Consider the following 4,136-nt stretch of genomic DNA (forward strand, 5'->3'; position numbering starts at 1 on the left):
CGGCGGCTCGTCCGGCGCGCGCGGGGCGGCGGCAGGGCGGCGCTGGGGCGCCGGCTCGCTGACTGGTTCGCCCTCCTCGAGCTGGCGGATCAGTTCGACCTCGTCCAAGATCGCCGCGACCGACGAGGGGCCCTGGACGTCGACGTCGCGCACCTCGAGCACACCGGCGCCGACCATCCCGTACAGCAGCTTGCAGACGGCGAACTCGCCCTTGCCGCTGAGCTCGACGAGGTCCCCGACCGTGCGCCGGCCGTCGACCATCGTCAGCAGCCGCCACTCCTCGGGCTTGAGGTTGACCTCGACCCCCGCATCGTCGGGTGCAGGGGCCATCGCCACGACCGCCTCCAGGCCGGGGATCTTCTTCCGGACGGCGTCCCACTCCTCCAGGCGCCGAGAACCCTCCATGATCAGGTTCTCGACCGTGACGGTCAGCCCGATCGGCTCGTCGAGGTCGAGCGCCGACTCGAACGCGAACTGGCCGTCGCTCCAGCGCATCAGGTCGAAGACCGCGTCCTGGATCTGCTCGCGGACGAACGTCTCGAGCGTGGCATCGTCGATCGCGCCCTGGTCGACGAGGATCGTCCCGAGCCGCGGACCGCCGAGCTCGCGCTGCTGCTCGAGGGCCTGCTGGACCTGCTCAGCCGTGACCCGCCCGGCGGCGGCGAGCCGCTTGCCCAACGCCAGCCGGCCGCCGCTGGCCAACGCGTAGTAGACCTGACCGTCTCTGAACCAGACTTTGCCCTGACCACGGTCGCTCTTCAGGTCGAGGCGACCGGATTTCTTGGTCAGCGCCAGCAGCTGGAAGATGTCCGGCAGGCTGAAGCTGTCGAGGGTGCCCTCGAGCATCGACCGAGATCCTCTCTTAACCCGACGTCCGTCGGGTCGTCGTCATCGCCACGCCGCTTCTTGAGCGGGGGGCTCGCTCTGCGGGGCGCCGGGACCGGCGATGACCGCGGCGTAAGGGTCCTCGCCCTCGCGGCCCTCCAGCAGCACGTCACCGACCCGGGCGGCTGCGCGCCGCATCTCGAAGAGCATGAAACCGATCTTGGCCGTGCGACGCGCCACCGCGGTCAGCACGGCCTGGTCCTTGGCGGACATCAGGAACACGAAGCCCTGCTCGCCCTCGACGAAGATCTGGTTGAGCTGGCCGCGACCGAGACCCAGCGCTGCCTGCTCGCCCAACGACAGCAACGCGGCGCTCATGGCGCCGAGGCGGTCCTCCTCCATCTCCGCGGGAAGCGCGCTGGCCATGGGCAGGCCGTCGAACGACACGACAGCGGCTGCCTCGACGTCCGGGGAGCTCTGGATGAAGTCGTCCAGCGCCGCGGCGAGGCGCTGTGCCTTGGAATCAGCCATGGTGACCCTCCTCGGTCAGCCTCCCGCGGTCGCGGGTGGCGCGTGGCCGTAGCGCTGCGCCCCCCACGCACCAGAAGTCGGCACGATCGCAGACCGACTTGAGGTCGCCCGGACGTGGCGAGCGCCCGTCCCTCTAGGCAGAGGGTAATCGCCGGCATGCCGGCGCGGGGCGGCTGGTCAGGCGCTGCCGAGGTCCGTGACGCCTACCGTGCCCCCTCCACCGAGCAGCGGCACCGAGTCCTCGTCTCTGTGCCCGCTCAGCGCCTGGTCAGCGTCCGGTCAGCGCCCGGTCGGGACGGTCAGCTCCGCGACAGCGGCCGCGGACATGATCCCGATCGGGGCGTCCTGCCCGGTCCACCGGCGGTAGCTCGCCGCCGCCTGCGCGACCAGCATCCCCAGGCCGTGGTGCGCCTCGGCCCCGGACGCACGCGCCGCCTCGAGGAACGGCGTCTCGGCGGGTCGGTAGACCAGGTCGAGCGCCATCTGGTCCGCGCGGAGCTGGTGGAAGGGGTCGGGCAGGGGCTCACCGGCCATCCCCAGTGGGGTGGCGTTGATCGCCAGGACCGACTCCGCGACGGCCTCGCCCACCCAGGTGTCCTCGTCCAGGCCGATGGCGCGCCCCTGCGGCGCCCCGCACCGCTCCGCCAGCCCGGCCAGGTCGTCGGCGGCGTCGCGTCGCCGCCCGATGACGGTGACCGGCACCCCGACGCGGCCCAACGCCACCACGCAGGCACGGGCTGCCCCGCCTGTGCCGAGCACCACGGTTGGGGCGCCGGGTGGCAGGTTGAAGTCCTCCTGCAGGACCCTTCCCAGGCCCACCGCGTCGGTGTTGTCCCCGACCAGCCCCTCGGGACCCCACACCAGCGTGTTGACGGCGCCGACGAGACGCGCTTCGTCCGTGAGCCGATCGCACAGGCCGGTGACCTCCTCCTTGTGCGGGACGGTGACGTTGGCGCCGATCGCTCCGACAGCGCCGAGCGCCTCGACGACCGTGGCGAGCGCGTCCGGGGGTGTGGGCAGCACGACGTAGACGAGGTCCAGTCCCTGCTCACGGAACGCGCTGTTATGCATCACCGGCGACAGCGAGTGGCGGACCGGCCAACCGAGCAGGACCACGAGCCGGGTGGAGGCCGTCGGCCAGCGGGCGTTCACGACCCGGCCGGGCTCGGTGTCGCCGCCGTCGGTCCGGGTCGTGGGCGGTCGCGGAGCCTCTCGTACTCGGCCTTGTTGCGCTTGTGTTCCTCGAAGGTCTCGGCGAAGGCGTGGCGGCCTTCCTCGTCCTTGATCACGTAGTAGAGGTGGTCGGTGTCCGCGGGCGAGAAGGCGGCTTCGATCGCGGCGCGGCCCGGCGACGCGATCGGGGTGGGTGGCAGGCCGGCCCGCTGGTAGAGGTTGTACGGCGAATCGACGGTCAAGTACTCGCCGGCGACCCGGTCGGTGTGCTCCCCCACCGCGTAGATGTTCGCAGCGTCGACCTGCAGCGGTTGCCCCGCCTCCAGACGGTTGTAGATGACGCCTGAGACGAGAGCGCGTTCCTCCGCGACCCTGACCTCCTCTTCGATGAGGCTCGCGATGACGAGCACCTCGTAGCGGTCGTAGCCGCGGGCCGCGGCCGCCTGGATCGACTCGTCCGGGACGGAATCGACCACCGAGGCGAGCTCGTCCACCATGCGCTGCAGGACCGCCTGTGGGGTCGCTCGTTTCGTGGAGAACTCGTACGTCTCGGGGAACAACAGACCCTCGTAGGGGCTGCGCACGCCCGCCGGGAAATCTTGCAGGGGCGGGACCCAGTCCGGCACGGACACCTGGCGATCGGCGAGGACCGTCCGGTACTCGTCGACGCTGAACGGCGACTCCTCGCCCAGCCTGGCCAGGATCTGGTCCACGGTCCACCCTTCGGGGATGGTGAACCGGAACGACGCCGGCGTACGCGGTCCAGCGAGGAACCGGTCGATCACCTGGTCGACGCTCATGCCGGTTTCGAAGTCGTACGTGCCGGCCTGCAGTTGACGGTCGAGACCGCGGCTGCGGGCCTTCAACCGGAAGGCCCACGCCGAACGGACCACGTCCTTGTCCTCGAGTTCCTGCGCGACGGTGGCGGCGGTCGACCCTTCGGCGATCTCGACCGAGACCGGTTGTCCTTCGCCGGGCTCACCGCCGAGGCTCCACGCGACGTACGCAAGACCGCCGCCGACGGCCGCCACGCCCGCGACCAGGACGACCAGCACCCACTTCGCACCGCGGCTCAGCGCCATCCGGTCGCCCCTCTCATTCGCCGCGTCTGGCGTGGTCCAGGTAGGCCTGGAGCAGGAGCGTAGCCGCGACCCGATCCAGGGCCTGGCGTCGCTCCCGGCGGCTGGCGTCCTGGGCGAGCATCGCGCGTTCGGCCTCCACGGTCGTGAACCGTTCGTCCCACAGCGCCACCACGAGGCCGTGCTCGCGGAGCCGATCGGCGACGGCACGGGCACGTTGGGCGGGGCGTCCCTCACGGCCCGACAGGGCACGGGGGAGCCCGACCACCACCGTGTCCGCCTGCCGGTCGCGGGCGACCTCGGTGATCGAGGCCGCGATCGTGTCGAGGTCGTCGGCGTCGTCGACGGCGAGCGTGGTCAGGGGCGTGGCGACCGTCGCCGACGGGTCGCTGAGCGCCAGGCCGATGCGGACGTCGCCCAGGTCGACGCCCAGGACACGCCCGGCGATCAGCCCACCGCCCGGCGGGCCTCGTCGGCAGCGACACGGAGAGCCTCGCCGAGCCGGGCGCCTTCACGACCGCCGGCCTG

Annotated in this window: 5 protein-coding genes; all 5 read right to left on the reverse strand. The window is 71.8% G+C overall.

Annotated features, from left to right (window positions below):
* A partial coding sequence (locus M3N57_03970) for a DUF4388 domain-containing protein (protein ID MDP9021854.1) occupies positions 1-846 on the reverse strand: 846 nt, incomplete at its 3' end.
* Positions 847-888: 42 nt separating this feature from the next.
* Positions 889-1,356: a roadblock/LC7 domain-containing protein gene (locus tag M3N57_03975; protein ID MDP9021855.1), complete on the reverse strand. Its 468-nt coding sequence runs from the start codon at positions 1,354-1,356 to the stop codon at positions 889-891.
* Positions 1,357-1,635: 279 nt separating this feature from the next.
* On the reverse strand, positions 1,636-2,508 hold the full coding sequence (gene aroE, locus M3N57_03980; GenBank protein ID MDP9021856.1) for a shikimate dehydrogenase: 873 nt from the start codon (positions 2,506-2,508) through the stop codon (positions 1,636-1,638).
* Positions 2,505-3,611 carry an endolytic transglycosylase MltG gene (mltG, locus tag M3N57_03985; GenBank protein ID MDP9021857.1) on the reverse strand — a complete coding sequence of 369 codons (1,107 nt, stop codon included), beginning with the start codon at positions 3,609-3,611 and terminating at the stop codon, positions 2,505-2,507. The genes aroE and mltG overlap by 4 nt, the downstream gene beginning before the upstream one ends.
* A gap of 13 nt (positions 3,612-3,624) precedes the next feature.
* Positions 3,625-4,008 (reverse strand): Holliday junction resolvase RuvX, encoded by a 384-nt coding sequence (gene ruvX / locus M3N57_03990; protein MDP9021858.1) that lies wholly within the window; start codon positions 4,006-4,008, stop codon positions 3,625-3,627.
* Positions 4,009-4,136: the final 128 nt, after the last annotated feature.

Source organism: Actinomycetota bacterium (genome assembly GCA_030776725.1).
Classification (GTDB): Bacteria; Actinomycetota; Nitriliruptoria; order Nitriliruptorales; family JAHWKO01; genus JAHWKW01.